Annotated in this window: 29 protein-coding genes, 2 tRNA genes and 1 other RNA gene; 20 read left to right on the top strand and 12 right to left on the bottom strand. The window is 68.3% G+C overall.

Annotation, left to right across the window (positions count from 1 at the left end; genetic code table 11):
• Positions 1-33 precede the first annotated feature (33 nt).
• On the top strand, positions 34-1110 hold the full coding sequence (locus RIB98_12270; protein ID MEQ8841745.1) for an ATP-dependent DNA ligase: 1077 nt from the start codon (positions 34-36) through the stop codon (positions 1108-1110).
• A 20-nt stretch (positions 1111-1130) separates the two neighbouring features.
• Here RIB98_12270 and RIB98_12265 read toward each other — a convergent pair whose 3' ends face one another.
• Entirely contained in the window at positions 1131-2831 is a 1701-nt protein-coding gene (locus RIB98_12265) for a hypothetical protein (GenBank protein MEQ8841744.1), read from the bottom strand.
• A gap of 55 nt (positions 2832-2886) precedes the next feature.
• Here RIB98_12265 and rraA point away from each other — a divergent pair, with 55 nt between their 5' ends.
• Entirely contained in the window at positions 2887-3378 is a 492-nt protein-coding gene (gene rraA / locus RIB98_12260) for a ribonuclease E activity regulator RraA (GenBank protein MEQ8841743.1), read from the top strand.
• Between the two features lie 15 nt (positions 3379-3393).
• On the opposite strand, the gene RIB98_12255 is transcribed toward rraA, so the two are convergent.
• Positions 3394-4017, bottom strand: coding sequence for an HD domain-containing protein (locus tag RIB98_12255; protein MEQ8841742.1), 624 nt, complete (start codon positions 4015-4017; stop codon positions 3394-3396).
• 1 nt (position 4018) lies between these two features.
• Complete coding sequence (locus tag RIB98_12250) at positions 4019-4894, bottom strand: 5'-3' exonuclease H3TH domain-containing protein (GenBank protein MEQ8841741.1); 876 nt, start codon at positions 4892-4894, stop codon at positions 4019-4021.
• An 82-nt stretch (positions 4895-4976) separates the two neighbouring features.
• Between RIB98_12250 and hrpB the strand changes: the two genes are divergently transcribed.
• Positions 4977-7319 carry an ATP-dependent helicase HrpB gene (gene hrpB / locus RIB98_12245; protein ID MEQ8841740.1) on the top strand — a complete coding sequence of 781 codons (2343 nt, stop codon included), beginning with the start codon at positions 4977-4979 and terminating at the stop codon, positions 7317-7319.
• A 6-nt stretch (positions 7320-7325) separates the two neighbouring features.
• On the opposite strand, the gene mce is transcribed toward hrpB, so the two are convergent.
• On the bottom strand, positions 7326-7727 hold the full coding sequence (gene mce, locus RIB98_12240) for a methylmalonyl-CoA epimerase (GenBank protein ID MEQ8841739.1): 402 nt from the start codon (positions 7725-7727) through the stop codon (positions 7326-7328).
• A gap of 92 nt (positions 7728-7819) precedes the next feature.
• On the opposite strand from mce, the gene RIB98_12235 reads away from it, so the two are divergent.
• Positions 7820-8458 carry a hypothetical protein gene (locus RIB98_12235; protein MEQ8841738.1) on the top strand — a complete coding sequence of 213 codons (639 nt, stop codon included), beginning with the start codon at positions 7820-7822 and terminating at the stop codon, positions 8456-8458.
• 273 nt (positions 8459-8731) lie between these two features.
• Here the strand turns inward: RIB98_12235 and recR are convergent, their stop codons facing one another.
• From recR to ffs, 4 genes are all read right to left on the bottom strand, one after another.
• Positions 8732-9355, bottom strand: a complete 624-nt coding sequence (gene recR, locus RIB98_12230) for a recombination mediator RecR (GenBank protein MEQ8841737.1) — start codon at positions 9353-9355, stop codon at positions 8732-8734.
• Positions 9352-9729, bottom strand: coding sequence for a YbaB/EbfC family nucleoid-associated protein (locus RIB98_12225; GenBank protein MEQ8841736.1), 378 nt, complete (start codon positions 9727-9729; stop codon positions 9352-9354). The genes recR and RIB98_12225 overlap by 4 nt, the downstream gene beginning before the upstream one ends.
• Positions 9726-11603, bottom strand: coding sequence for a DNA polymerase III subunit gamma/tau (gene dnaX / locus RIB98_12220; protein ID MEQ8841735.1), 1878 nt, complete (start codon positions 11601-11603; stop codon positions 9726-9728). The genes RIB98_12225 and dnaX overlap by 4 nt, the downstream gene beginning before the upstream one ends.
• 87 nt (positions 11604-11690) lie before the next feature.
• An RNA gene (gene ffs, locus RIB98_12215) (signal recognition particle sRNA small type) lies at positions 11691-11789 on the bottom strand.
• 74 nt (positions 11790-11863) lie between these two features.
• On the opposite strand from ffs, the gene RIB98_12210 reads away from it, so the two are divergent.
• From RIB98_12210 to RIB98_12185, 6 genes are all read left to right on the top strand, one after another.
• Positions 11864-11951, top strand: a tRNA-Ser gene (locus RIB98_12210).
• Between the two features lie 85 nt (positions 11952-12036).
• On the top strand, positions 12037-12408 hold the full coding sequence (locus tag RIB98_12205; protein ID MEQ8841734.1) for a metalloregulator ArsR/SmtB family transcription factor: 372 nt from the start codon (positions 12037-12039) through the stop codon (positions 12406-12408).
• Positions 12409-12418: 10 nt separating this feature from the next.
• Positions 12419-12964 (top strand): SRPBCC domain-containing protein, encoded by a 546-nt coding sequence (locus tag RIB98_12200; GenBank protein ID MEQ8841733.1) that lies wholly within the window; start codon positions 12419-12421, stop codon positions 12962-12964.
• Positions 12965-13008: 44 nt separating this feature from the next.
• Positions 13009-13512, top strand: a complete 504-nt coding sequence (gene lspA, locus RIB98_12195; protein MEQ8841732.1) for a signal peptidase II — start codon at positions 13009-13011, stop codon at positions 13510-13512.
• Positions 13513-13559: 47 nt separating this feature from the next.
• Complete coding sequence (locus tag RIB98_12190) at positions 13560-14336, top strand: cytochrome b/b6 domain-containing protein (protein MEQ8841731.1); 777 nt, start codon at positions 13560-13562, stop codon at positions 14334-14336.
• A complete protein-coding gene (locus tag RIB98_12185; GenBank protein MEQ8841730.1) occupies positions 14329-15078 on the top strand; it encodes a molybdopterin-dependent oxidoreductase in 750 nt (249 codons plus the stop codon). The genes RIB98_12190 and RIB98_12185 overlap by 8 nt, the downstream gene beginning before the upstream one ends.
• Before the next feature lie 14 nt (positions 15079-15092).
• On the opposite strand, the gene RIB98_12180 is transcribed toward RIB98_12185, so the two are convergent.
• Positions 15093-15470 carry a nuclear transport factor 2 family protein gene (locus RIB98_12180; GenBank protein ID MEQ8841729.1) on the bottom strand — a complete coding sequence of 126 codons (378 nt, stop codon included), beginning with the start codon at positions 15468-15470 and terminating at the stop codon, positions 15093-15095.
• Positions 15467-16273, bottom strand: a complete 807-nt coding sequence (locus RIB98_12175) for a helix-turn-helix transcriptional regulator (GenBank protein ID MEQ8841728.1) — start codon at positions 16271-16273, stop codon at positions 15467-15469. The genes RIB98_12180 and RIB98_12175 overlap by 4 nt, the downstream gene beginning before the upstream one ends.
• Positions 16274-16360: 87 nt before the next feature.
• Between RIB98_12175 and RIB98_12170 the strand changes: the two genes are divergently transcribed.
• From RIB98_12170 to RIB98_12140, 7 genes are all read left to right on the top strand, one after another.
• Positions 16361-16846 (top strand): hypothetical protein, encoded by a 486-nt coding sequence (locus RIB98_12170; GenBank protein MEQ8841727.1) that lies wholly within the window; start codon positions 16361-16363, stop codon positions 16844-16846.
• Positions 16847-16869: 23 nt separating this feature from the next.
• Positions 16870-17352 carry a tRNA adenosine(34) deaminase TadA gene (tadA, locus tag RIB98_12165; GenBank protein ID MEQ8841726.1) on the top strand — a complete coding sequence of 161 codons (483 nt, stop codon included), beginning with the start codon at positions 16870-16872 and terminating at the stop codon, positions 17350-17352.
• A 9-nt stretch (positions 17353-17361) separates the two neighbouring features.
• The gene (locus RIB98_12160; GenBank protein ID MEQ8841725.1) at positions 17362-17937 is read left to right on the top strand and encodes an META domain-containing protein; all 576 of its coding nucleotides are present in this window, start codon (positions 17362-17364) and stop codon (positions 17935-17937) included.
• A 67-nt stretch (positions 17938-18004) separates the two neighbouring features.
• Positions 18005-18604, top strand: coding sequence for an META domain-containing protein (locus RIB98_12155; GenBank protein MEQ8841724.1), 600 nt, complete (start codon positions 18005-18007; stop codon positions 18602-18604).
• Positions 18605-18649: 45 nt separating this feature from the next.
• Positions 18650-18739, top strand: a tRNA-Ser gene (locus RIB98_12150).
• A gap of 323 nt (positions 18740-19062) precedes the next feature.
• A complete protein-coding gene (locus RIB98_12145; protein MEQ8841723.1) occupies positions 19063-19719 on the top strand; it encodes a hypothetical protein in 657 nt (218 codons plus the stop codon).
• 88 nt (positions 19720-19807) lie between these two features.
• A complete protein-coding gene (locus tag RIB98_12140) occupies positions 19808-20707 on the top strand; it encodes a class I SAM-dependent methyltransferase (protein ID MEQ8841722.1) in 900 nt (299 codons plus the stop codon).
• Positions 20708-20739: 32 nt separating this feature from the next.
• Here the strand turns inward: RIB98_12140 and RIB98_12135 are convergent, their stop codons facing one another.
• Both RIB98_12135 and RIB98_12130 read right to left on the bottom strand, forming a co-directional pair.
• Positions 20740-21000, bottom strand: a complete 261-nt coding sequence (locus RIB98_12135; protein ID MEQ8841721.1) for a hypothetical protein — start codon at positions 20998-21000, stop codon at positions 20740-20742.
• Positions 20997-21683, bottom strand: coding sequence for a hypothetical protein (locus tag RIB98_12130; protein ID MEQ8841720.1), 687 nt, complete (start codon positions 21681-21683; stop codon positions 20997-20999). Before RIB98_12130 ends, RIB98_12135 begins: the two co-directional genes overlap by 4 nt.
• Positions 21684-21747: 64 nt before the next feature.
• Between RIB98_12130 and RIB98_12125 the strand changes: the two genes are divergently transcribed.
• The 3 genes from RIB98_12125 to RIB98_12115 are packed head-to-tail and all read left to right on the top strand — an operon-like array spanning position 21748 to position 25324.
• Positions 21748-23202, top strand: a complete 1455-nt coding sequence (locus RIB98_12125; GenBank protein MEQ8841719.1) for an NAD(P)/FAD-dependent oxidoreductase — start codon at positions 21748-21750, stop codon at positions 23200-23202.
• A complete protein-coding gene (locus RIB98_12120; GenBank protein MEQ8841718.1) occupies positions 23202-23708 on the top strand; it encodes a hypothetical protein in 507 nt (168 codons plus the stop codon). The genes RIB98_12125 and RIB98_12120 overlap by 1 nt, the downstream gene beginning before the upstream one ends.
• A 17-nt stretch (positions 23709-23725) precedes the next feature.
• Positions 23726-25324, top strand: coding sequence for an alkaline phosphatase D family protein (locus tag RIB98_12115; protein ID MEQ8841717.1), 1599 nt, complete (start codon positions 23726-23728; stop codon positions 25322-25324).
• Positions 25325-25354: the final 30 nt, after the last annotated feature.

Raw genomic sequence — 25354 nt, 5'->3', positions numbered from 1 at the left:
GCGGAGCTGTCCCGGAGTTCTAGTCTGACCTCGATGGATCTACCGGTCACCCCGCCCGTCAAGCCGATGCTCGCCAAGGCCGTCGACGGCATCCCCGAGATCGGTGACCTCGCGTTCGAGCCGAAGTGGGACGGCTTCCGCTGCATCGTCTTTCGCGACGGCGACGAGGTCCACCTCGGGTCACGCAACGAGAAGCCCCTCACCCGCTACTTCCCCGAGCTGATCGAACCGCTGAAGCAGTCGTTGCCCGACCGCTGCGTCATCGACGGCGAGATCATCGTGACCGTCGACGATCACCTCGGCTTCGACTCACTCCAGCAGCGCATCCACCCCGCCGAGTCACGCATCAACCGTCTGGCCGAGGAGACGCCGGCCGAGTTCGTCGCCTTCGACGTGTTGGCCGTGAACGACACCGACCTCACCGACGAACCGTTCCGTGACCGCCGCCAGATCCTCGAAGCGATCGGCGAGTCGTTCGAGGCCCCGATCCATCTCGTGCCCTCCACGCTCGACCGCACGATCGCCCACGAGTGGTACGTCGCCTTCGAGGGGGCCGGGCTCGACGGACTGATCGCGAAGCCCCGCGACGGCACCTACGCGCCGAACAAGCGCACCCAGTACAAGGTGAAACACACCCGCACTGCCGATGTGGTCGTGGCCGGCTACCGCCTCCACAAGGACGGCGACGGTGTCGGCTCGATGCTCGTCGGCCTCCACGACCACGAGGGTCGCCTGCAACACATGGGTGTCGCCTCCAGCTTCAAGGCGAGTCTGCGGGCGGAGCTGATCGAGACCCTCGCCCCCTACGTGCTCGAGGACCCGTCGACGCATCCGTGGTCGGAATGGATGAACCCCGAGGCCCACGAAGGCGGCCTCATGCCCGGCACCCCGAACCGTTGGAGCCAGGGGCGCGACACCGCCACGTGGGTTCCGATGACGTGCGACCTGGTGGCCGAGGTGAAGTACGAGGCGGTGCTCAACGGCCGCTTCCGAGGCACCACCCGATTCGTCCGCTGGCGCCCCGACCGCGACGCGAGCTCCTGCAACTACGGCCAGCTGGAAACCGCCGCACCGGTCGGCATCAGCGAGGTGCTCGCCGCCGAAGGCTGACGTACCGTTCGCTGACCGGATCACCCATCGTCGAGGTCGATCACCCGGTAGCCGCTGTCACCATCTTCGAGCAACGCGCGCGAGCCGTTGATCGAGCCAACCAGCCATCCCGCGGACTCACCCGCCGTCGACTCCACGATCGTCGACGACCACGTGATGCCGTCGAAGGTGAAGAGCAGATACGTGGACGTGAGGAACGCTTGCTCGACCGGCGAACGGTTCACCGCCGCCGCGGCCCGCGCGTCCTCCACCGCTGCGCCATAGGCCGCCTGAGCGGACTCCAACGGCACGGCGACCACAAGCTCGTCGTTCTCGTCGAAGAACTGCAACTCGGCTCTGTCGGTGTGCGCCCACATCGGCAGTTCGCCGATGATCGGACCGGCTCGGTCGAAGACCACCACACCGCTCGCGAGGTCGGTCGCCGTCACCGCGAAGGGCTCGTCGACGGCCGACTCGCCGATCGTGAAGTCGAACCGGATCCCCTCGGATTCGATCGAGAACGACACCGCGGGAAGCGGCGGCTGGTAGCCCCGTTGGCCCCAGCCCGGCACGGCGACGAACTGCGCCACCCCCTCGTGGTCGTCGTCGACGACGGCGACCTCCCCCTCGATCTCGGTGGGTAGCTCGGTGACCGTCCAGTCCTCGCCCTCCGGCGTCGCCCGCCACTGTGTGGTGACGGCCGCGGCGTCGTCCCTCGTGGAGATCACGATGCCGTCGCGAACGGACGCCGCGCCCGTGATCCGCTGTCCATCGGGAATCTCTCGCGGTTCCCAGTCGATCCCGTCGCCGGAGAACCAGGCCGACGACGATTCACCGATGTTGCCGGCATGGGCGAACACTCCGGTCGCCGTCGCCTCCAACCGACAACAGCCGATCTCGCCCGGCAGCGCTGTCTCGGTCGCCGTACCGTCGTCGGACACGATCCAGGCCGCCGCAACGCTCCCGGTCTCGTAGGAGAGGGCCGTCAACAGCCAGCCGTCGGCCAAAGCGACGACGTCGTACATGCCGACACCGACGGTGGAGGCGGTCTCGACCGACGCAACGGTCCAGGTGTCGAGATCGTGGGTCGTGGCGAGCTGAAGGGTCGTCTCGTCGCGCTCACCGAGAACCAGGGCGATCCGATCGCCCGTCGATGCCGACGTCCACAGCTCACCGGGCGCGATGTAGTCGATCGCTCGTGTGGTCCATGCGGCCCCATCGGTGGTGGTGGACACCGTGTTCGCCAGCGTGGCCGGCCCGCCGAGAACGGCATCGCGAGCCTCTGGGTGCTCGGCGAAGACCGCAAGCACGTCACTCACGAGCCCGGCGCTGGTCACCGCCTCGTAGGCGGCGAGCATGTCGGTTGCGCCCGCGGCCTCGATGGCATCATGCACCTCATCGGGGAAGAGCCGGCCGATCTCCGAGTCACGATCGAGGACCGGCGATCCCGTCACCTTCGCGGCGATCTCGACCCAGCCGTCGGCCCAGATCTCGATGGTGGACCATCGCATGCCCATGACCTCCAGCGCCGTGCCGTAGGGGTCGACGTCACTGGGCACGACGGTCACCGTGCTCACCGACGTCGACGTCGGCAGGGTGGTCGAGGTCGTCGGCACGGTCGCCGTAGTCGCCGGAGCGTTGGTCGAGGTCGTCAGCTCGTCGGCGACCACCCCGCCGTCGGTGTCGCCACAGCCCGCGGCGACCAGCGCCACGAGAAGGCCTACTGCGAGAAGTGACCGCATCACCCGATGATCCCACAGACAGCCGGCGATGCTCCGGGCTGACAGAATGACACTCGTGACCGATCTCCCCGCCACCGCCGATCTCTGCGACGATCACGACGACGAGGTCACCGTCCTCGACAATGTCTTTCGTTCACTCGGCGGGCGCGACCGGATGGCCGGCACCGCCGTCACCCTCAAGCTCTTCGAGGACAACTCTCTGGTGCGCGAGGCAGTGGCGGAGGACGGCACCGGCAAGGTGCTCGTGGTCGATGCGGGAGGGTCGCGGCGGCGGGCCGTCGTCGGCGACCAGCTGGCGGCCAAGGCGGCCGCCAACGGCTGGTCGGGCATCCTCGTCTACGGCGCGGTACGCGATGCAGCGATTCTGGCCGAGACCGATCTGGCCATCCACGCGCTGGGAACCAACCCGCGCAAGACCGAGAAGAGAGGCCTCGGCGACCGCGATGTGGAGGTCACGTTCTGCGGTGCGACGATCAGGCCCGGCGCCTGGGTCAGTGCCGATCTCGACGGCGTACTGGTGGCCGCCCGCGACCTGCGGAGCAGCTGATCAGGGACTGGCTGATCAGGGACTGAGGGACCCGTCGGCGACCGACTCGTCGATCAGTCGCTCGGCCACGGGCCACACGCCGGACAGACCCTCGGCGAGGGCGCCGTTGATCGCTTTCACCTGCGACGAGGTGACCCCGCGGGCATGCCAGGTCGATCCCCCGGTGGCCAGGTTGAGCATCAGCGGCTGCAGCCGGTCGCAGGCGTAGGCGAAGCGAGCCTCGGGTGTGACACGGGCCTCGTACTCGTCCCAGAGCGCCCGCAGCTCCGAGCCTTGCGGCTCGGGCAGCAGGCCGAAGATCCGATCGGCGGCCGCGATCTCCTCGGCCTCCTTGGCCTTGCGGCCCTCCACGTCGTAGATGTCGACATCGCCCGCGTCGACCTCGACGATGTCGTGGACCAGCAGGATGCGGATCACCCGTTCGATGTCGACCGCCTCGGCGGCATGGGGTGCCATCGCGATCGCCACCATCGCGAGGTGCCACGAGTGCTCGGCACTGTTCTCGTTGCGCGATGCGTCGGCCAACAGGTTGCGGCGCAGGACCGACTTCAACCGGTCGATCTCGTAGATGAAGCGAAGCCGGTCGGCGAGGTCGGGGTCGACCTCGGCCGCGAGCCTCACTGCCTTGTCCGGATCCATCTCACGCCTCGTAGGTCGCGAAGAGTTCGTGGGCCCGGGCCGCAACCCGGTCGGCGCCGACCTCGGCACAACGCTCGTCGAAGCCGGCCGAGGGGCCGGTCCACACCATGTCGTCGACGGAGGCGCTCACCGGCGCATCGAGGTCGACCGTGGCGATGCGACGAAAGAGCAGCGCATCCTCGAGGTTCTCGCGCAGGGTCATCGCCAGCTTGGCCGCGCCCCGCACGTCGACGCCGTCCCACTCGGCGATGTCGAACGGCACTGCGTCGATGTGGCCGAAACGGGTGAGGATCTTGGCCGCCGACTTCGCGCCCCAGCCCTGGAGACCGGGGAACCCATCGGCGGCGTCACCGACCACCCCGAGATAGTCGGGGATCGACTCGGGCGGCACGCCGAACTTCTCGATGACCCCTGCCCGGTCGTAGACGATCTCGCGCCGACGATCGAGCTGCACGATCCGGCCGTCGGCGGTCACGCACTGGGCCAGGTCCTTGTCCGGAGTGCAGATGATCACCTGCTCGACACGGGGGTCCGCTGCAGCCATCGCTGCGCCCGCTGCCATACCGTCGTCGGCCTCGTGGGTGACCTGGGGCCAGACGGCGAAGCCCGCGAGTTCGAGCAGCTCCTCGACTTCGGGGAACTGGGCCAGCAGGTCGGGTTCGACGCCGCTGCCGTCTTTGTAGCCGTCGTAGAGGTCGTTGCGAAACGACTCGATGACCTGGTCCGTCGCGATCCCGATGTGCGTCGCGCCATCGGACACGAGGTCGAGCACGGTGTTGAGCACACCCCGCTGCGCGCCGAGTCGTGTGTCCTTGTTCGAGGGCGCGTAGTGGTAACGGAACAGCTCGTAGGTGCCGTCGACCAGATGGACTTTCACCGTGTTCGAACCTCCATCGTCGGAGCCTCGCACACGGATGCGGGTGGCACACACACTCGGTGCGCGCGCCATGATGCGTACGATGCAGTTGCCGCCCACCGACCTCCCGGTCGAAGAAGTGATCGACCAGCTCCGCGAGGCCCTCACCACGACCGGCCACGCGGTGCTGCAAGCCGAGCCCGGGGCGGGAAAGACCACGCTCGTGCCCCTGCGGCTGCTCGACGAACGATGGCTCGAGGGCAACAAGATCGTGTTGCTCGAGCCCCGCCGGGTCGCGGCGCGCGCGGCGGCGCGACGGATGGCGACGATGCTCGGCGAGGAGCCCGGTCAGACGGTGGGCTGGGTGACCCGCGACGACCGCCGGGTCGGCCCCGGCACGCGCATCGAGGTCGTCACCGAAGGCGTGCTGACGGCCCGCCTCGTTCACGACCCGGCGCTGGCGGGCACCGGTCTGGTCATCTTCGACGAGTTCCACGAGCGTTCCCTGCCGGGCGACACCGGCCTCGCGCTGGCCCTTCATTCCCGCATCCACCACGGACTCCGCGCCCGCCTGCTCGTGATGTCGGCCACCATCGACACGGCGGCGGTGGCCACCCTGCTCGGCATCGGCGAGCCGGCCCCTGTCGTCGCGTCGGCCGGAAGGACGCACCCGATCGAGATCAAGTGGCGGCCCCGGCGCCGCCGACGAGATCCGCTCGTGCCCGCGGTGGTCCGCGCCGTCGACGAGGCACTGCGCGGCCACGACGACGTCCTCGTGTTCCTTCCGGGGGTCGGCGAGATCCGTGGAGTCGAACGCGAACTCGCCGGCCATCTCGGCCCCGACGGGCCCGCCGTGCTGCCCCTCCACGGCTCGCTCCCTGCGGCCGAGCAGGATGCGGCCCTCATCCCCCGGTCGATGCGGCGCGTCGTGCTCGCCACCGATCTGGCCGAGACGAGTCTCACCGTCGAGGGGATCGGCTCGGTCGTCGACTCCGGGCTGGCGCGGGTGCCCCGCCACGATTCCCGCACCGGCATGACCGCCCTGCACACCGTCACCACGTCGCGGGCCTCGGCCGAGCAGCGAGCCGGCCGCGCCGGTCGCACCGGTCCCGGCGTGGCCATTCGCCTGTGGTCGAAGGTCGAGCACGGCGGACGGGCGCCCTTCCTTCCGCCGGCGATCACCGAGGTCGAGTTGTCCGATCTCGTGCTCGACCTCGCCCAGCGGGGCATCACCGACCCGGCCGAGGTGCCGTTCCTCGACCAGCCGCCCGCCCAGAGCTGGGCTGATGGCGTCGCCCTGCTGCGCCGTCTCGGCGCCGTCGATGACGCCGGCGCGCCCACCGAGCTCGGCCTCTGGATGGCCAGGGTCCCGGCCCACCCTCGGCTCGCCCGTATGGTGGTCGAGTCGCGGCACCCGTGGCTGTCGTGCCTGCTGGCCGCGCTGCTCGAGGATCGCGATGTCCTCCGGGGGCGACCCGCCGACCTGCCGGCCGATCTCGACGAGCGTCTGCTGCTCTTGCTCGACCGCGACCGCCATCATCCCGACGCCGATGGTCGCGCCCTGCGTCAGGTACGCGACCGGGCCGCCGACCTCGCCCGCCGTCAGGGCATCGTCGAAACGGACGTCGACCCGCGCGACGCCGGTGCCGCGCTGGCCATCGGCTTTCCCGATCGGGTCGGTCGGGCGCGGCCCGGCGTTCGTGGCCGGTTCACTCTCGCCGACGGTCGCTCGGCGACCCTCGACCGCCACGACTCGCTCGCCGACGTGCGAGGCCTCGTCGCCGTCGATCTCGGCGGCCGGCCCAAGGACCCCTCGATCAATCGCGCAGCCCGGCTCGAAGCCACGATCGACCATCTCGTCTACGCCACACCCGACCTCGACGACACCGTCGCCGAGATCCGCGACTCGTGGGGTGTCGAGCCGTCGGTCGGTGGAAGTCACGACGGTCTCGGGTCGCGCAACGTGCTGCTGGCGCTCGGGGGCTCGACCTATCTCGAGATCGTCGGTCCCGATCCGTCCCAGGGCGACCCGCCGGGTCCGCGACCGTTCGGCATCGACGACCTCGACCGCCCGCGACTCGTGGCCTGGGCAGCCGGCGTTCCCCACATCGACCTGTGGATCGACTGGGCACGGTCCCGCGGCGTCGACCCCGGCGACGCATTCGCGATGCATCGCACCACCCCTTCGGGTCAGGTGCTGAAGTGGCGCCTGACCGCACCGCCGCTCGACGGCGACGGCGTGCTGCCCTTCCTGATCGAATGGCCCGGTGCGACCCCGGCGGCCACCGCCGCACCCGGCTGCGAGCTGCTGTCACTCGACCTCCGCCACCCCGATCCGGCCATCGGCAGTCGGCTCGGCGAATACGCCGTTCCCGTCGACGTGGGGCGCGGCGAGATGATGCTCTCGGCCACGCTCTTCACCCCCACCGGCGTGATCACCCTCTGATCGGGCCTACTCCTGGACGAGTTCGATGAGCGTGCCGAAGCTGCCCTTGGGGTGCACGAACGCCACCGTGGTGCCACGCGATCCGGGTCGAGGGGCCTTGTCGATCGGGGTGGCTCCCGCCTCGACCATCTGCGCGAGCGCCTCGGCACAGTCGTCGACGCGGTATCCCACATGGTGCAGGCCCTCGCCCCGCTTCTCGAGGTACTTGGCGATCGGCGAATCGTCCCGGGTCGCGGCCGTGAGCTGGATGTAGCTGTCGGCGACCTTGATGAGTGCCTCTTCCACGCCGTCGGAGTCGACGATCTCCCGGTGATGGACCTCGGCACCGAACGCCTCGCCGTAGTAGGCGATGGCGGCTTCGAGGTCGTTGACGGCGATGGCGATGTGGTCGATCTCAGTGAGCTGCATTCCGGCGAGCGTAGAGCACGCGCCTCCGAGCCGAACACACAGGGCGTTCGTCTGCCACCACGGACCTGCCGCAGGGTGCAATACTGCCCGTCGTGGACATTTCGCCGGAAGACCTCGAACGGGCCGAGTTCGACACCACGGACAACGGGCTCGACCCCGATGCCGTTCGTGATCTCCTCCGCAAGGCCGCGGAGCGCATGCGCGTGCTCGAGCGCGACGGCGTCAAGAGCGTCTCCTCGTCGGTGAGCGCCGTGCTCGAACAGGCCGTGAAGTCCGGCGAAGAACTCGTCGCCGCGGCGTCCAAGGACGCCGATGCCGTGCGCACCGCCGCCGAACACGACGCCGAGCGCATCGCCAAGGACGCCGCCGCGGTCGCCGCCAAGTCGATCGCCGAAGGCGAGAAGGCCTCGGCCGAGCTCGTGGAAGCAGCCGACAAGCAGGTCGAGGAGATCCTCGCCACGGCCGAGAAGAACGCTCGCGAACGTTCCGTACGGGTCATCAACGAGGCCCAGCAGCGGCTCGATCGCCTGCTCGCCGCCGAACGCGACGTCCACGATCGACTCCAGGCGGCGATGACCGACATCCAGGCGTCGGTTTCCCGCGTCGGCGTGAGCCAGAGCGCCGAACTCGCACTCACCGTCGAGGACCCCAACAGTGATGTGCCGTGGGCCGACGACGCGGCCGACGCCATCGCCGCCCAGCGCCAGTCGGCTGAGCCCCAGTCGGCCTGAGCCACCTGCGGCATCCGGGCGTCTTCGTCGATGACGAAAAGAAACATTCAGAAGCTGCTTGTCATCTTGTCGTCAATAACGTAACGTAACCGCAACACGGAAACGGACTGGATGCCAACCCATCCTCCCCTCTGAGTTCGTGGACGTTTCGAGGCGTCGTCTCGGACCTGCCGGTCTATCCATACCGCCCGCGCCCGGCAGGCACGAGACGGCGCCTCGATCCTTTTTTCCAGCGACGGAGATCCCACGCGACGGATCGGGCCTCCCGACGGGTCAGGATTCGGCGGCGGTGCCGGCGTCGAGCACCTGGCGGCCTTCGAGGGCCCGACCGAGCGTCAGCTCGTCGGCATACTCGAGATCGCCACCCACCGGGAGGCCGCTGGCGATGCGGGTGACCCGCACGCCCATCGGCTTCAGGTACTTGACCAGGAGCGATGCCGTGGCCTCGCCTTCGAGATTCGGGTTCGTCGCGACGATGACCTCTTCGATGTCCTCCTCGCCGACCCGCGTCATGAGCTCCTTCACCCGCAGCTGCTCGACCCCCACCCCGTCGATGGGGCTGAAGGCACCCTGGAGCACGTGGTAGCGGCCCCGAAACTCCTGCGTCCGCTCGATCGCGACGATGTCCTGGCTGTCCTCGACGACGCACACCATGCGCACCTCTCGGCGAGGGTCACGACAGATGGCGCACTCGTCGCCGCCCTCGGAGAGGTTGAAGCAGCGCTGGCAGAACGAGACCCGTTCCTTGGCCTCGACGATTGCCCGCGACAGCCGCAACGCATCCTCCGGCGGCGCCTTCAGCAGATGAAACGCCACCCGCTGCGCCGACTTCGGACCGATACCGGGGAGTCGGCCGAGTTGATCGATGAGTTCCTGGACCGTGGCCGAGTAGCTCACTGATCTCCGCCGCCGAGCAAACCGCCCAGCCCGCCGAGATCGGGTCCACCGAGGTCGAGCCCGCCCATCGCACCCTGCTGACCGGACTGGAGCTGGGCCGAGGCGTCGCGCAACGCGGCGAGCACCAGATCCTCGAGCAGGGCGATGTCGTCGGTGTCGACCGCCGACGGATCGATGGAGATCGAGTGGAACTCGAAGTGACCGTCGACCTGGACCTTCACGAGACCGCCGCCGGAAACTCCTTCGACGATCTGCGAGGCCGCGGCTTGCGCCTCGGCCATCATCTTCTGGGCCGACTCGAGCAGGCCGCCGAGGTCGGGCATGCCCGCCACGCCGGACACGATCGGCAGGTCGTCGTCGTTGGAATCGGTCATTCGGATGGCTCCTCGGGGACATGGAGTTCGGCGCCGGGGAATGTCTCGGTCACCTGTTCGATGAACTGCTCGGCATGGGCCGGTGCATCGACGAGATCATGCAGGTCGATCTCCTCGGGCGCCGGCTCGTCGGGAACATGCTCTTCAGGAACATGCTCGGCGGTCGGTGGGGCCGGCGCCGGTTCGGGGTCCGGCGGGAGATCGGGCACGGCCGCGATGGGCGGCGGGGCCGGCATGGGGTGATCGAACTCGTCGACCAGTGCGGTCCACAGTCGGGCGAGGTCATCGGGTGATCGACCGCCGTCGGCCGGACCCAGCAACTCGTTGGCGCGAGCCACCACGGTGTCCTTGTCGACCCCCAGGTGATCGGCCGCGAGCCCCACGACCTCACGCGGCGACGTCGGTCGCAACTCGGCGAGTCCCGACGGCGACTCGACCGTCGGCTCGGCGGACTCGGCCACCGGCGGAGGTGGCAGCGGCACGTCGGCGACGTCGGGTTCGCTCGTGATCGGTTCGATGGGCGGCGCCGGCCGACCGAGCTTCTGCGCCAAGGCAGCGCGGGCGGCTGCGGCCGGTCCCTCGCCCTTGGCCGCGGCCGGTTCCGGCGACGCGACCGGTGCGGCACTCGGGGGCGGTGGCAGGCCCGGTCCGTCATCGGCCATTTCCGGCGACGACGCCACCACGGTAGCCGCCGCCGGTTCGGTGGCGACCGGCGCAGGAGCCGGGGCGGGGGCAGCGGCCGGTGGGGAGGCGGGAGCCGGCGCGGGGGAGCCGGCCACGCGGGCCTCGAGCTGGTCGATCCGTTCCACGAGTGCGTCGATCGAGCGATCGGCGTCGGCTCGGCACAGTCGGACGAGGGCGACCTCGAGATCGACCCGCGCATCGGGAGCCTGTCGCATGTCGACCAGCGCGGTGCCGAGCACTTCGAGCGCCCGGGTCATCGCCGCCGGTGTCATGCGACTCGAGATCTCCTCGGCTCGCAACGACTCGCTCGGGGTGAGCCGGGCCTGGGGTGCGCCCATCGAGGCGAGGAACGCATCGCGCAATCCGGCGAGTACACCCTCGCCGATCGTGCGGGGGTCCTTGCCCCGGCCGAGGGCGTCGCCCACGGCCGCGAGAGCGACCGTGGCGTCGCGATCGGCCAAAGCCGACAGCAGCAGGTCCGTCGACTCGTCGATCTCAACCACGCCACCGGCGGCGACCACGCGGTCGAGCGCGCTCAGCGTGTCGCGAACCGATCCGCCGCCGACCGAGACGACATGGTCGATCGCGGCCTCGTCGACGTCGAGCCCGGCGTCGGAGATGACCCAGCGCACGTGGTCGGCCATCTCCTCGGCGCCGAGCAGGCCCAGCTCGAACACCTGACACCGGCTGCGGATGGTCTGCACGACCTTGTGCGGCTCGGTCGTGGCGAGCACCCAGATGACATGGTCGGGCGGCTCTTCGAGCGTCTTCAGCAGGGCGTTCTCCGCACCCCGCGTGAGCATGTGGACCTCGTCGAGGATGTAGACCTTCGCCTTGCCCGGGGTGCCGAGGCTGACCTTGGCCAAGAGGTCGCGCATGTCCTCGACGCCGTTGTTCGACGCGGCGTCGAGCTCGTGGAGGTCGAACGAACGTCCCTCCTCGATGGCCAGGCAGCTCTCGCACTCGCCGCAGGGCTCGGAATCGTCGCCCGGATTCGTGCAGTTCAGCGCCTTTGCGAGCACCCGGGCCGAGGTGGTCTTTCCCGTGCCACGCGGTCCGTGAAACAGGTAGGCGTGGCCCACCTCACCCTTGGCGACGGCATTCTTCAGCGCCGAAACGATGTGCTGCTGACCACGGATCTCGGAGAACTTCTGCGGTCGATATCGGCGATACAACGACTGGTAGGCCATGCCCCCACGACTCTAGGCGCAGAGTAGACGCGACCACGCCCGTTGTTCGATGACGGGCACTGCACGACAGCGCCCGTTCCCGGGAGTGGCGGCCAGGCGATCTGCGGCACACAAGCGGCTCCGCTGAGAGCTGCTGCCTTCCGGCCCTGACTCGGTTCACGGACGCCTGTTGCACAGGACCCGACCGCCACACCCCGGAACGGGCGTTGCCCGAAACACGCTACCCTTCCCGTCCGGAACCCGCACCGCGGGTTCCGCCCGGAGGGTTGCCAGAGCGGCCGAATGGGCACGCTTGGAAAGCGTGTGAGGTGCAAGCCTCCATGGGTTCAAATCCCATACCCTCCGCCACCGAATCCCGGCTTCGGCCGGGATTCGCCGCGTGCCGGAGGCATTCGCCATTGCATTCCTTGTGAGGAATATGTAGGTTGGCCTCGTGATCGACGCCGACGCTGTCCTCGATGCCGTGGGGGAACCGAACCGGCGCCGCCTGGTCGAGCTACTCCATCAGGGCACCGAGATGACGGTGTCCGCCCTCGTCGAGGCCTCGGGCCTGCGCCAACCCCAGGTGTCGAAGCACCTCAAGGTCCTCGCCGGCGCCGCGCTCGTGTCGGTTCGGTCCGATGGCCGCCATCGCCACTACCGCCTCGACGGCGTCGGCCTGGAAGCCGCCCACGAGTGGTTCGCCTCGTTCGAGGACGTGTGGCAGGCCCGCTTCGACGCCCTCGACGTCCTCGTCTCGAACGATCCCGATCCCCATTCTTCCCAGCCCGATACCCGTTCCGATACCCAGCCCGAAACCCCCTAGGAGCACTTCCATGCCAGACCACACCGAAATGCCAAACCACACCGACGTCTCGACCCTCGATGCCCGGCGCGGCTCGACCCGAATCGAACTGAGCGACGACGGTTCGTCGTATCAGTGCGTCCGGGTGTTCGGCGCGCCGCCCGAGCGTGTGTTCCGGGCGTTCACCGACCCCGCCGACCTGCGAGTCTGGTTCCCGTCCGGTGCGCCGGAGGGCTCGGAGATGCCGGTCTGCGAGTCCGACCCGGTCGAGGGTGGCCGCTATCACTACGTGATGGTGGTCCCCGGCTTCGGCCAGATGGCCTGGCACGGCACCTACACGGGGGTCGACCGACCCGACCGCCTCGAAGCCGACGAGTGGTTCGTCATGGGCGAGACGGACCCGACCGGCCCCCCGACCGCGCAGACGTTGACGTTCGAGCCGACCGGTGACGGGTTCACCCTCATGACGATGCAGGTCGACATGCCCGACCCCGAAGATCCCGAGACGTTCATGGAAGAGTCGGCCGCCGGGCTCACCACCTCACTGGCGGCGATGGACGAACTCGTTTCGAACTGACGGTCGGCCACGCCGCCGCCCCACTCGCCGCTACCGTGTCGGCCATGTCTCAGCGGCGACGGCTGGCCTACGCCGCACTCATCGTGATCGGGATCGTCTCCCTCGACCAGGCCACCAAGGAATGGGCGCTCGGACGACTCGGCGACGGCAGCACCATCGACGTGCTGCCGTCGCTCGAGTTCGACCTTGCGTTCAACAGCGGGTTCTCGTTCAGTACCGGCAGCGGCAGCGGCCACCTGGTCGGCCTCCTCGTGGTCGCCCTGTCCGGGTTCATCGCCTGGCAGATCTTCCGCGAAGAACGCGCGGTCCGCAGTTGGCTCTATGCCGCGATCCTGGGCGGCGCGCTCGGCAATCTGCTCGACCGCATCTTCCGAGCCGACGACGGATTGCTGTCGGGCAAAGTCGTGGACTTCATCGACGTCAGTTGGTACGCGGTGTTCAACGTGGCCGACATGTTCGTGGTGGTCGGCTGCGTGCTCTTCATCATCGACGAGATCGTCCGCTCACGCCGAGCGCCGACCCCCGCCGTCAACGACGGCCACGACTGACGGGTCATCAGCGGGAACCAATCCCGCAGGACATACGTTGAGTGGGCGTGGCAAACCTTCACGAAGAGGCAACGCCCACCCGGGTGGCGGTGCGCAGGCACCGTCGAGGCAACCGCTGGATGCACTGGATCAACTTCCCGCTGTTGGTGATCATGATCTACAGCGGCTTGCGGATCTATCGGGCCGAAGAGGTCTACGCCTTCGGCCTCTTCGGTTGGGAATGGTTCGCCTTCTTCCCCGACGGGTTCAACGAGTCGCTCGACCTGGATCGCCGCCTCGCCCGCGGGCTCGCGTTCCACTTCACCTTCGCCTGGCTGTTCACCCTCAACGGGGTCGCCTACGCGATCTACATCTGGCGCACCGGCGAGTGGCGGCAGATCTTCCCCACCCGCCAGCATGTCAAAGGGGTCGTGCGCGACGTCACCCGCACGGTGCTGCACGACCTCCACCTCCGCAAGGAGGCCCCACCCCGGCGAGGTCGCTACAACGAAGCGCAACGACTCACCTACTCACTGGTGCTGGTCCTCGGCGCGTTGGCGATCCTCTCGGGCTTCGCGATCTTCAAGCCCACACAGCTCAGCGCGTTGACCTGGCTGCTCGGCGGCTACACCTCGGCCCGCATCATCCACTTCAGCGTGACCTTCCTGTTCGTCGTCTTCTTCGTGATCCACATCCTCCAGGTGGCCCGGTCGGGCTGGCGCATGTTCACCAGCATGATCACCGGCTACGAACTCCAGGATCGAGCCGCCGAGCCGACGACCTCGACGAGCACGACGAGCACGACGAGCACGACGAGCATCGAGGAGGTGACGTCGGATGCCTGAACAACCGGAGCTCACCGAAGAGGAGTACCGGCGCCGGGCACGACGATCGCTGCTGGTCGGCGGTGTCGCCAGCTTCGCCGGCTACCGGGGCTGGCGCTGGATCCAGGACCAGCCCGAAGCCGACAACATTCCCCAGGTGCTGAGAGACGGCCACGAGCTCAACGAGTCGATCTGGTCGTCGTTGTTCCGTGAGGACCACCAGGCCCGCACGTTCTCGCGGGAGTCGGCCGACATCCTGCGGGTCAACGGGCTGATCGGCATCCGCGACGAGATCGATCTCGACTCGTGGCAGCTCGACGTGTTCGGCCCCGACGGCGAGCAGCTCGCCACCCACACGCTCGACGACATCAAGGCGCTCCCGCGCCACGAGATGACCATCGAACACAAGTGCATCGAGGGTTGGGCCCAGATCACCAACTGGCAGGGTGCCCGCTTCTCGGACTTCATGGCGCTCCATGCCGACCGACTCCCCGACGACATCTCCGACATCTACCTCGAGACGCCCGACGGCGACTACTACGTCACCGTCGACATCGAGACGATGCGCCACGACCAGTCCCTGCTCGTCTACGACAACTTCGACGTGCCGATCAACGACCGCAACGGAGCCCCGCTCCGGCTCGCCACGCCGCTCAAGTACGGCATCAAGCAGATCAAGCGCATCGGGCAGATCCACTTCCGCACCGAGCAGGGGGCCGACTACTGGGGCGAACGCGGCTACGACTACTACGCGGGCCTGTAGCTACACCGAGCGAGTCACACCGGACCCGAACGTTCCAATTCACCGAAGAACCCGTCGACCCGGTTGATCAGACCCGATGACGGGTCGACGGTCACCACGTCGAAGCCCTTGATCAACAGCTCACCGGGGCTCGATGTGATGTACCACTCGTAGCGATGACGGTCGTTGTGGCTGTCGATGTTGCTCGCGAGGCCGAGCTCGGCGTCGGGGTAGGTCGACCGGAACTCGCGGACGTTGGCTTCGAGGGCGTCACATCCCACGTGTTGGTGCAATGGGTCGACCCACCAACAGTCGTCGCCCACGCAGCGATCGAGATGATCACGGATCCGCTCGGGATCCCGTTCGTTCCACATGCGGAGGTAGTGCTCGAGCACGTCGGGGGTGTCGCTCATGGGAGCCTTTCTCGGAGGGTGGTTTCGGTGAAGCGGTCGGCCGGCAGCAGCGTCTCGATGCGCAGCTCGGAGAGCGTGACGTCGAAGGGTTCGCCGATCGTGGCGATCATCGAGATGAAGCGAAGGGTGCCCACCGCCGTTTCGACCTGCATCGGCACGACGAGGTCATTGCCCGTGGGGAACGGCAGCCGGTCGGGAAGGTCGGCGACGCCGGGATAGGTGCGGGCCTCGGCAAGCAGGTCGGCGAGTCGATCGTCGAACGGGCGATCGATGATCTCCCGTTCGAGCCGGTGGAGGAGCACGGTGGCGAACTGCTCCCACTCGAGGATCCTCGAACGAATTCCGTCGGGGTGGAAGCAGGTTCGCATCACGTTGAGTGCCACCTCGATCGGCGGGTCGAGACCGGCCAACGCGCTCAGTCCGAGCGCCGCCGGATTGGCGAGCACGAGATCCCAACCGCGATCGACGACATACGCGGGGATGTGACCGTGGGCGGCGAGGACGATCTCGAGCATGTGGCGAACCTCGTCGAGGGCGGGATCGTCGAGGCCGCGTTCGGTGTACTCGGCCGAGTAGCCGGCCGCCGCGAGCAGCAGGTTCTGGTCGCGCAACGCGAGATCGAGCGTCCGCCCGAGGTGGAGCACCATCTCGCGGCTCGGCTTCGACTTCCCGTTCTCGAGAAAACTGAGGTGACGTTGCGAGACCTCGGCGTCGGCCGCGAGGGCGAGCTGGCTGTAGCGCCGGGCCTCACGCCGACGTCGGAGCTCCTCGCCGAAGACGATCGCCGGTGCGGGTTGGGCCATGGTGCCATCGTAGGAACCGGCGGGTCACCGCGACGATTACCTCACGAGTCATCGCCTCGTCGGCCGGTTCGATGCGACGGTCGACCCATGACCGACCACACAGACACTCTCGACCACGCCCCCACTCTCGACCGCACAGACCCTGTCAGCCACACAGGCGGTGATGCCGTCGCACGGCTTCGTCTCGTGCTCCGGGCCAATGCCACGTTCTCGTTCGTCTGCGGCGCCGTCGCCCTCGTCACCGGGTCGTGGCTCTCCCGCGAACTCGACATCGACCACGTCACCGTCACGCGCCTGCTGGGCGGCGGCCTCATCCTCTTCGCCGTCGCCGTGCTGGTGATCTCACGGCTCGATGCGCCCCTGCTGCGAACCGAGAGCCTCGTGGTGTCCATTGCCGACATCACGTGGGTCCTCGGCTCGGTTGCGATCCTTCTCACCGGATTGCTGAACGAGACCGGCAACATCGTCCTTGCGCTGGTGGGCCTCGTCGTGGCGGACTTCGGTGCCATGCAACTCTTCTATCGGGCGAAGGCAACGGCCGGGTCACGAGAACTGCGCACCGCAACCGTCTGACCGGCGCCGCTACGCTCGCCGCCGTGAGCGATCTCCAGTATCCGACCGACGACGCCCTGATGGGGCTGGCCATCGAGGAGGCGACGCTCGCGATCGCCCACGACGACGTGCCCGTCGGTGCCCTGGTCGTGATTGACGGCCGTGTCGTCGCCCGCCGTCACAACGAACGCGAAGCGACCAACGACCCGACCGCCCACGCCGAACTGCTGGCCGTCCGTGACGCTGCCGCCGCGCTCGGCTCTTGGCGTCTCACCGATGCAACGGTGGTCGTCACCCTCGAGCCGTGCCCGATGTGCGCCGGCGCGCTCCAGCAGGCGCGCGTCGGCCGGGTCGTCTTCGGTGCCGCCGACATGAAGGCCGGCGCCTGCGGCTCGCTCTACAGCCTCGGCAGCGACCCGCGCCTCAACCACGAGTTCGCCACCACCCACGGGGTCAGGGCCGAGGAATGCGCCCGCCTCCTCACCGACTTCTTCGTCACCCGGCGCGGCGGATCCCCGTCGGATTAGCGTCGCGACATGAATCGTGTCGCACTGGTGCTCGTCGCGTTGTCGCTCACCGCAGCGGCCTGCGGGGGCAGCGGTGACGGCAACGCGGACCGCTACGGCCCCGCCGGCACAACCGCCGAGGAGACTGCCAACAGTGACGCCGATTCACCCACCGCCACGACGGCGACGAACAACGGCGAGCTCAGCGGATCCGACGCCGTCCTGATCGACCGCTTCACCCCCATCGAGTTCGCCGACGCCGACGGCACGCTCGAGCCGGTCATCGCCGGCCGCGAACCCTGGTTCGAGTTCTTCCCCGACGGCACGATGACCGGCAACGACGGCTGCAACGACTACACCGCCACCTTCAGCATCTCGGGCCCCTACGAGGGATTCGGCCAGCCCGGCGCCAACAGCGGCCAGATCTTCGCGTCGGGTGGCTTCACCCCGACCACCGACGAGTCGTGCCCCGACGACGTGGTCGCCCGAGCATCCGAGCTCGTTGCCGCCATCGACGGCGCCACCCGCTGGGTGTGGAACCCTCCCACGTTCATCCTGCTCGACCTACGGGCCAACGAACTCATGAACGCAATGGTCACCCCCTGAGCCACGACGTACGCGCCGTGCGTACGCACTCGGGACTCGGCTCGGACGTCGGCACTAACGTTTGGCCATGCCGAGAACCACACGACGAAGCAGCTGCGCGCGAGCGCTCCTGGTCGTCGGCGCGATCACCCTCCTGGCGGCGGGATGCGGCGACGACACGGGCTCGACCGACACCGGTCCGACCGACCCTGGCGAGACCGACCCTGGCCCGACCGACACTGGCGAGACCGACACCGGCACGGACGCTGCCGGCGACAGCGAGCCCGCCGACCGGGGCGCCGAACTCGTCGGCGACTGGACGATCACCACGTTCCAGATGGCCGGCGGCGTCGGCGAGGCCGAGCCGGCCGGGGACGACCCGGTCACGATCAGCTTCGCCGACGACGGCACCTTCACGTTCTCCACCGGCTGCAACACCGGCGACGGTGAATGGGAGGCCTGGGGCGTCTACTACGCACCCACCGATGAAGACGACGCGATTCCCGAAGGCCAGGGAATCGAATTCGACGGCATCTCGCGCACCGAGGCGGATTGCGACGACGAGACAGCAGAACAGGACCTCGCCATCGGGGGCGCGATCCGGGCCGCGACGAGGTTCACCGTCGACGACTCCTCGTTCACGCTCCTGCGCGACGGCAACGTGATGCTGGCGGGTACTGCCGGCTGACCGGCCGGGCGCCGCCTCGGCCGCCGGCCCGCTAACCTCGTTGCCGGAAGGTTGCCAGAGCGGACGAATGGGGCGGCCTCGAAAGCCGTTGTGGCCTTCGGGTCACCATGGGTTCAAATCCCATACCTTCCGCCACGAGAACCCGCCGCCTGTCAGGTCACCTGCAGGCGGCGGTTTCGCGTCCTGCTACTCTCGGGCCCCGCACGGAAGGTCCTGGATTTGGCTGACATCGAGTTTCCCGAACCCGGGGTCGTGCAAGTGGGGGGCGACCGTTTCAGCTTCGATTTCGGACCGCCCCCGGAAGGGTTCGACAGCCCACCGGTGCTCAAGACGCGCACTCTCGTCGAGAAGTTGATCGCGCTGGTCGCCGATCTCGCGCCCGCTCGTATCGTCGAGCTCGGGATCTACCGCGGGGCAGCGTTGCGCTCACCGCCGCGCTGGCCCGGCCGGAGAAGCTCGTGGCGATCGAGCTCAATTCCGGCGAGCAAACGGACCTCACCGACTATCTGTCGCGATCCGGTCTCGAGGAATCCGTCCGGGCCTACTACGGGATCGATCAGAGCGATCCGGGCCTGGCCGACATCCTCGACCGTGAATTCGGCGACAGCCTTCTCGATCTCGTGCTGGACGACGCCTCCCACCTCTACTGGCCGACCCGCGCGAGCTTCGAACTCGTCTTCCCCCGCCTGCGCTTCGGTGGCGTGTACGTCATCGAGGATTGGGCCTCACAGCACGATCTGGGAACGGCGATGATCGACCAGGTCGCGAACCACCTCGACGGCTGGGAGCGCGTCGCCGAACAGCTCGCGATCGCTGTCGAGCCTGCCGATGCCGATCTCGCCAGCGCCATGCGTGATGCGCCGAGCCTCGAGACCGTCCATCGCGCCGTCCGGCTCGCGTCGAAGGTGTTGGTCGCACCCGGGCTTTCAAGGCTCGGCCTCGAACTCGTGCATCTCGCCGCGGAGAGCGACGACATCGTTCGAAGCCTCGAGTTCACGGAAGGCTGGATTCAGATCACGAGAGGGGAAGGCGAGATCAGCGGGCCGACCTGGTTCGCCGACGGCTCGCTCGATCTCCTCGGTTCACTCGCTTCGCTGTCGGACGACGACGCCTGACCGGCCCATCACGTTGGCATGGTCGACGCCGAGCAGGCGGCTGTGCGCGTCCTGCTACCCTCCAGGCCCCGCACGGAAGGTCCCGATCTTGGCTGACATCGAATTTCGCGAACCCGGGGTGGTGCAAGTGGGCAAGGACCGTTTCAGCTTTGCCGTTCCGCCACCACCGGCGAGCGAACTCGACACACCACCGGTCTTCAAGTCGAGGACGCTCATCGAGCAACTGAAGGCCGTCATCGATGATCTCTCCCCCTCTCGCATCGTCGAGTTCGGTATCTATCGGGGTGGCAGCGTGGCCCTCACCGCTGCGCTCACCCAACCCGAGAAACTCGTCGCGATCGAACTCGCGGTAGCCGAGCAGACGGCGCTCACCGACTACTTGGCCCGTTCGGGATTCACCGAGACCGTCAGGCCCTACTACGGAGTCGACCAGAGCCACCCGGACGTCGTCGAGATACTGCGCCACGAGTTCGGTGGTCCTCCCATCGACCTCGTGATCGATGACGCGTCCCACCTCTACGAACCGAGCCGAGCGAGCCTCGAGATGGTGTTCCCCTGGCTCCGACCCGGCGGCGTCTACATCATCGAAGACTGGGCCGCCCAGCACACCTTGGCGATGGCGATCATCGACCGGATCGTGCGCCGCGCCGGCAACTGGGAGGATGCCACCGAACAACTGGCGTCCGCGGTAGCCCCCATCGACACCGAACTCGCGAGCGAACTCCGCCGATCGCCGGACAGGGACTGCATTCTTCGTGCCGCGCGACTGGCGTCGTCGACGACTACCGGCCCTGCGATGTCCAGGCTCGGGCTCGAGCTCGTACATCTCGCTGCGGAGAGCGACGATGTCGTCCGCCGTCTCGAGTTCACCCAGGGCTGGATTCAGATCACGCGAGGGGAAGGCGAGATCAGCGGGCCGACCTGGTTCGCCGACGGCTCGCTCGATCTCCTCGGATCACTCGCACCGCTGGCGGACGACGACACCTGACCGGCCTCGTGGTCGAGCTCGATTGCCATCGGTCAGCCGTCTCCCGAGCCCGAGGAACGGTGCCGTTCGTGCAGGTCGGCCGGCCAGTAGCGGACCGGCCGAAGACCGTCGGCATCGACGAGGTCCGTCACGATGCGGTCGTAGTCGTAGCAGTTCAGCTCGTACTGGTTGCCCCACGGATCGGCGAGATCGAACGCCCAGCACAGGTCGAAGTCGATCAGGTCCTCGGACCCGAGCGGCGTGCCGCTCGGGCCGTTGACCGAGACGACCCATCCGGAACCTCGGTGGATCACTCGCCAAGGCTGTGCTCCGGAAGGGGAAGGTGGGCATGCATCGCCGCGAAGTACCGGGCCGGGTCGCCCTCGTGCGGCAGGGCCAGGAGCTCGTCGCGGGTGCGACGGCTGTTGAACACCCGATGCGCCGTCCAGAAGTCGCACCGCAGCACCCATCCCGGGTCGCCCGGAGCCGACTGGCGGCGCTCGGTGCCGTTGTCCACCGCGATCGCTGGCAGCCCGGCCCTCGCGATGTCCTTTTGGAGTCCGGCCATCGCCGCGTCGATCTGCGAGTCGAGCTCGGGGGTGTTGCGGTCGGCCGGCACACCGAGCGCGCCGAGGATGTCGCCCTCGTGGGTGAAGAGATCGGCGAGCAGCAGCCCGGCCCCCTGCAACACCGGCGCCAGCCGCTCGTCGTCGTGGGCCCACCAGGCTGCGAGTTCGTCGACCGGTCGGCGCGAGTGCTCGTCGACCAGACGGCGGAGCCACGGGTTGGGGTCGCCGCCGCCCAGCACCTCGTCGGGGATCTCTCCGTCCATGATCGCCATCGGCATCGAGACGAGATGGGCGAGCAACCCGTGCACGGTCCAGTCGGGACACGCCGGCACCGACATCACCAGCTGGTCGTCGCCCAGCGGCGTCACGGTGGCGAGAACCCGGTTGCGCACCGAGAAGTACATCGAGGCCAAGGGCGCCTGGGTCATGGCTGGACCCTAGTTCTTGCACAGCGTTCTAGACAGGGCGCCGCGGGCCTGGCAGAGTCGCGCGATGGACCATGAGCCAACCTTCGCCGTCATCGGTGCCGGGATGTCCGGCATCGCCTCCGGAGTGAAGCTCCAGGAGCGAGGCTACGACTTCACGATCTTCGAGAAGGCCGCCACCGTGGGCGGCACCTGGCGCGAGAACACCTACCCCGGCATCGCCTGCGACGTGCCGAGCCACATCTACAGCTATTCGTTCGACCTCAATCCCGAGTGGAGCTATCTCTGCTCGCCCGGCGCGGAGATCCAGGAGTACTTCGAACGCATCACCGACAAGTACGACCTGCGGCCCCAGATCCGATTCGAGGATCCGGTGGTGAGCTGCATCTGGTCCGAGGACGACCGTCGGTGGACCGTCACCGGCGCGTCGGGCCATTCCGTGGTGGTCGACTTCGTCATCGCCGCCACCGGCATCCTCCATCACCCGAGCATCCCGACCATCGAGGGTCTCGACACGTTCGCCGGGCCTCTCTTCCACAGCGCCCGTTGGGACCACGAGGTGGAGCTCGACGGCAAACGCATCGGGCTCGTCGGCACCGGCTCGACCGGCGTGCAGATCACCGGCGCACTCGCCGACGTCGCCGCCGAGCTCAAGGTCTTCATGCGCACCGCGCAGTGGGTGAGCCCGGTCGACCAGGTTGCCTACACCGAGGAGGAGAAGCAGGCGTGGCGCACCGACGCCGACCTGCTGCGCGAGATGCACGAGTCGATGCAGCAGGCGTTCAACGACGGCTTCGCCACGAGCGTGCTCGACGGGAAGTCCGACCTGGTCTCCGCCATCGCGCAGCGCTGTACCGAGTACCTCGACACCCAGATCGCCGATCCCGAGCTGCGAGAGTTGCTGCGGCCGGACTACACCCCGGCGTGCAAGCGACTGGTGATCTCGCACAACTTCTACGACGCCGTACAGAAGCCGTCGGTCACCGTGGTTCCCGGCCAGATCCGGTGCATCGACGAGACCGGCATCGTCGACGCCGAAGGTGTCCACCATGATCTGGACATCATCGTCATGGCGACCGGGTTCCAGGTCGATCGGTTCCTGCGCCCGATGACCGTGGTCGGCCGCGACGGCGTGCTGCTCGACGATGCGTGGAGCGACCGCCCCAGCGCCTACCTGTCGGTGACCGTGCCCGGCTTCCCCAACCTGTTCATGCTCAACGGACCCAACAGCCCCGTCGGCAATTTCTCACTCATCCAGACCGCGGAGCTCCAGCTCGACTACACCCTCGGGCTCGTCGACATGGTGGCCGCCGAGCAGCTCGCCGTCGTCGCCCCGACCGCCGAGGCAGCCGAGGCGTTCGAGGAAGAACGGGTCGAGGCGGCGAAGAAGACGGTGTGGGCAACGGGCTGTCGCAGCTGGTACCTCGACGACCGAGGCATCCCGTTCGCGTGGCCGTTTCCGTTCGACCGCTTCCGCACCGAGATGGCCGAAGCCCGGCTCAGCGACTACGAGCGGGTGTAGTGCGCAGGATCGAGCACACCGCCTTCGTGCGCCGCAGCTACGCCGACGTGTGCTGGTTGCTCGACCGTCACAGTGACGAGATCCTCGAACTGGTCGGAACCGCGGCGTCCGAACGATCCGCCGCGATCGTCGAGGCGGCCGACGACACCGTTCCCGGGTTCGACGAGGGACACGAGCCCGAACTCGCGGCCAGCCCGTTCGTCCGCGACGACAACCACGCACGCCTCGACTTCACCTGGGAGGGCAACGCCACCAAACGGCTGCTCGTGAGCGTGGACATCCATCTGGACATCCGACCCCTGGTCCTCCGTGGTCCCGCGGCCACCACCGAGGTGACCCTGCGAGCCGACTATCAGCCACCCGTGCAGCATCGGCGATCGCCGGAGACGGCCCTGTTCGGGCGTCGTGTCGTGCGGGCGGCTCTCCACGAACTCCTCGAGGCGTTCGTGCGCCGGCTCGAGGACTTCGAAGAGAGCCCGTTCGGGAGGACGACGACGTCCCCCTGACCTACGGTGACGCCATCATGAGCAAGAACCACACCGCGTCCGACACGAGCAACGACCGGCACGAGATCACCCGCCGATCCTTCGTCGTCGGCGGGGCGGTCGTCGGTGGTGCGATGGTCGGCGCGACGGCCGGGGTCGTCTCGCTCGGGTCGGTCGAACCGGTGGCCGCTCGTACTCAGCCACCCATCGTCGACTATCCGTTCACCCTCGGCATCGCGTCGGGAGATCCCCTGGCCAATGGCGTGGTCATCTGGACCCGGCTCGCACCCGACCCCCTCGACGGCGGCGGGATGGCCGACGAGACCTACCGCGTCGAATGGGAGGTTGCCGACGACCCCGCCATGGCCAAGGTGGTCCGCAGGGGCCGGGCCCGCGCGCAGGCCGAACACGGCCACTCGGTGCACGTCGACGTGCGCGGCCTGCGACCCGACCGGGACTACTGGTATCGCTTCCGCGTCGGCGATCACGTCTCACCGACCGGCCGCACCCGAACGACCCCTCGATCCAATGCCCGACCCGAATCGCTGGTGTTCGGCCTGGTCTCGTGTCAGCGCTACAACGCCGGCTACTACACCGCCTACGACGACCTGGTGGCGTCGGCCCCCGACCTGGTCGTGCACGTGGGTGACTACATCTACGAGTCACCGGGAGGTGGTGTCCGCAGCGACCCGCTGCCCGAGTCGATCACCCTCGACGAGTATCGCAACCGCTACGCGCTCTACAAGAGCGATGCATCGCTCATGGCTGCGCACGAGGTGGCGCCCTGGCTCTTCACGTGGGACGACCACGAGGTGGAGAACAACCACGCCGGTCTCGTGCCCGAGATCGGCAGCGCAACACCCGATCCGGCGGCGTTCGCGGCCCGCCGCACCGCGGCCTACAAGGCGTACTGGGAGCACATGCCCTTCCGCGCCCGGGCACCCCGGGGCGTGGACTTCAGGATCCACCGGCACATGCCGTGGGGTCGCCTCGCCGACTTCTTCGTGCTCGACACCCGCCAGTACCGGGCCGACCAGTGCGGCGAGGTGGGTCCCCCATGCGAGCCCGTCGCCGACGAATCGCGCGAGATGCTCGGGGCCCGGCAACAGCGCTGGCTCGACCGGGGCATCGCCCGCTCGCGAGCGGACTGGTCGGTGCTCGCCCAGCAGGTCGTCTTCTCCAGGATGGACCTGTTCCCCGGTGCGCCCGAGTTCTACAACCTCGATCAGTGGGATGGCTACGCACACGCCCGCGAGCAGGTGCTCGAGACCATGCGCACCCGGCGCCCCAACGACAACATCGTGCTCACCGGCGACATCCACGCGAGCGGTGTGAGCAACGTGATGACCGACTACCGCGATCCCGGGTCGGCACCGATGGGAGCCGAATTCGTGGGCACGTCCGTCTCGTCATCCGGGAACGACCTGCTCGGCGCGGTGCTCCCTGCCGTGCTCGCCGAGAACCCGCACATCAAGTGGGCCGACAACGCCAAGCGGGGGTGGGTCAAACACACCGTCACCCGTGACGCGTGGCGGGCCGACTTCCGTCATGTCGACGATGTCCGGGTCGAAGGTTCGCCGGTCGAGACGGCAACGTCGTGGGTGGTTCCCCGCGGCGAGGGTGCCCAGACGGCCTGACCTCGGCGAGGCGCCGCCACCGACGGACTG

The organism is Acidimicrobiales bacterium, from assembly GCA_040219515.1.
In the GTDB taxonomy this organism is placed as follows: Bacteria; Actinomycetota; Acidimicrobiia; order Acidimicrobiales; family Aldehydirespiratoraceae; genus JAJRXC01.
This window is presented reverse-complemented; position numbering and strand designations above follow the sequence as displayed.

Bases quoted from the DNA above. Each gene is read 5' to 3' on its own strand.
- RIB98_12130 (MEQ8841720.1), bottom strand. From the start codon at position 21,683: ATGACCCAGGCGCCCTTGGCCTCGATGTACTTCTCGGTGCGCAACCGG.
- RIB98_12170 (MEQ8841727.1), top strand. From the start codon at position 16,361: ATGACCGACCACACAGACACTCTCGACCACGCCCCCACTCTCGACCGC.
- RIB98_12160 (MEQ8841725.1), top strand. From the start codon at position 17,362: ATGAATCGTGTCGCACTGGTGCTCGTCGCGTTGTCGCTCACCGCAGCG.
- mce (MEQ8841739.1), bottom strand. From the start codon at position 7,727: ATGCAGCTCACTGAGATCGACCACATCGCCATCGCCGTCAACGACCTC.
- RIB98_12185 (MEQ8841730.1), top strand. From the start codon at position 14,329: ATGCCTGAACAACCGGAGCTCACCGAAGAGGAGTACCGGCGCCGGGCA.
- RIB98_12200 (MEQ8841733.1), top strand. From the start codon at position 12,419: ATGCCAGACCACACCGAAATGCCAAACCACACCGACGTCTCGACCCTC.
- RIB98_12115 (MEQ8841717.1), top strand. From the start codon at position 23,726: ATGAGCAAGAACCACACCGCGTCCGACACGAGCAACGACCGGCACGAG.
- hrpB (MEQ8841740.1), top strand. From the start codon at position 4,977: ATGCAGTTGCCGCCCACCGACCTCCCGGTCGAAGAAGTGATCGACCAG.
- RIB98_12125 (MEQ8841719.1), top strand. From the start codon at position 21,748: ATGGACCATGAGCCAACCTTCGCCGTCATCGGTGCCGGGATGTCCGGC.
- lspA (MEQ8841732.1), top strand. From the start codon at position 13,009: ATGTCTCAGCGGCGACGGCTGGCCTACGCCGCACTCATCGTGATCGGG.
- RIB98_12175 (MEQ8841728.1), bottom strand. From the start codon at position 16,273: ATGGCCCAACCCGCACCGGCGATCGTCTTCGGCGAGGAGCTCCGACGT.
- dnaX (MEQ8841735.1), bottom strand. From the start codon at position 11,603: ATGGCCTACCAGTCGTTGTATCGCCGATATCGACCGCAGAAGTTCTCC.
- RIB98_12265 (MEQ8841744.1), bottom strand. From the start codon at position 2,831: ATGCGGTCACTTCTCGCAGTAGGCCTTCTCGTGGCGCTGGTCGCCGCG.
- RIB98_12270 (MEQ8841745.1), top strand. From the start codon at position 34: ATGGATCTACCGGTCACCCCGCCCGTCAAGCCGATGCTCGCCAAGGCC.
- RIB98_12180 (MEQ8841729.1), bottom strand. From the start codon at position 15,470: ATGAGCGACACCCCCGACGTGCTCGAGCACTACCTCCGCATGTGGAAC.
- RIB98_12225 (MEQ8841736.1), bottom strand. From the start codon at position 9,729: ATGACCGATTCCAACGACGACGACCTGCCGATCGTGTCCGGCGTGGCG.
- RIB98_12255 (MEQ8841742.1), bottom strand. From the start codon at position 4,017: ATGGATCCGGACAAGGCAGTGAGGCTCGCGGCCGAGGTCGACCCCGAC.
- RIB98_12155 (MEQ8841724.1), top strand. From the start codon at position 18,005: ATGCCGAGAACCACACGACGAAGCAGCTGCGCGCGAGCGCTCCTGGTC.